Here is a 1,388-nt window from a genome sequence, read left to right as displayed (position 1 = left end):
AAGAAACCTGGAGCAAAATCAGAGCGGGTCTTCCAATCTCTCCAGTGGATCTCAGCTATCTTGCTCCTAAAAACCCAGGAACCGGTCCTGCTTTCACCATAATCAATGGTACCCTAAAATACTTTGAGACCAGATACATCAGAGTCGATATTGCTGCTCCAATCCTCTCAAGAATGGTCGGAATGATCAGTGGAACTACCACAGAAAGGGAACTGTGGGATGACTGGGCACCATATGAAGACGTGGAAATTGGACCCAATGGAGTTCTGAGGACCAGTTCAGGATATAAGTTTCCTTTATACATGATTGGACATGGTATGTTGGACTCCGATCTTCATCTTAGCTCAAAGGCTCAGGTGTTCGAACATCCTCACATTCAAGACGCTGCTTCGCAACTTCCTGATGATGAGAGTTTATTTTTTGGTGATACTGGGCTATCCAAAAATCCAATCGAGCTTGTAGAAGGTTGGTTCAGTAGTTGGAAAAGCTCTATTGCCTCTTTTTTCTTTATCATAGGGTTAATCATTGGACTATTCTTGGTTCTCCGAGTTGGTATCCATCTTTGCATTAAATTAAAGCACACCAAGAAAAGACAGATTTATACAGACATAGAGATGAACCGACTTGGAAAGTAACTCAAATCCTGCACAACAGATTCTTCATGTTTGGACCAAATCAACTTGTGATACCATGCTCAAAGAGGCCTCAATTATATTTGAGTTTTTAATTTTTATGAAAAAAAAAAAAAAAAACGGAATTCACCCCACCAGTGCAGGGCAGTCTAGAATTCTTGAAGACGAAAGGGCCTCGTGATACGCCTATTTTTATAGGTTAATGTCATGATAATAATGGTTTCTTAGACGTCAGGTGGCACTTTTCGGGGAAATGTGCGCGGAACCCCTATTTGTTTATTTTTCTAAATACATTCAAATATGTATCCGCTCATGAGACAATAACCCTGATAAATGCTTCAATAATATTGAAAAAGGAAGAGTATGAGTATTCAACATTTCCGTGTCGCCCTTATTCCCTTTTTTGCGGCATTTTGCCTTCCTGTTTTTGCTCACCCAGAAACGCTGGTGAAAGTAAAAGATGCTGAAGATCAGTTGGGTGCACGAGTGGGTTACATCGAACTGGATCTCAACAGCGGTAAGATCCTTGAGAGTTTTCGCCCCGAAGAACGTTTTCCAATGATGAGCACTTTTAAAGTTCTGCTATGTGGCGCGGTATTATCCCGTGTTGACGCCGGGCAAGAGCAACTCGGTCGCCGCATACACTATTCTCAGAATGACTTGGTTGAGTACTCACCAGTCACAGAAAAGCATCTTACGGATGGCATGACAGTAAGAGAATTATGCAGTGCTGCCATAACCATGAGTGCTAACACT

At 41.9% G+C, this 1,388-nt stretch carries 2 protein-coding genes; both read left to right on the top strand.

Translation table 11 applies throughout. From position 1 onward, the window contains the following. A partial coding sequence (locus HGP28_RS19515; protein ID WP_168837980.1) for a hypothetical protein occupies positions 1-635 on the top strand: 635 nt, incomplete at its 5' end. A gap of 360 nt (positions 636-995) precedes the next feature. After that, the coding region (locus HGP28_RS18830) for a serine hydrolase (RefSeq protein WP_168837979.1) at positions 996-1,388 on the top strand (393 nt) is incomplete at its 3' end.

The organism is Vibrio agarilyticus (assembly GCF_012641465.1).
Classification (GTDB): domain Bacteria; phylum Pseudomonadota; class Gammaproteobacteria; order Enterobacterales; family Vibrionaceae; genus Vibrio; species Vibrio agarilyticus.
This window is presented reverse-complemented; position numbering and strand designations above follow the sequence as displayed.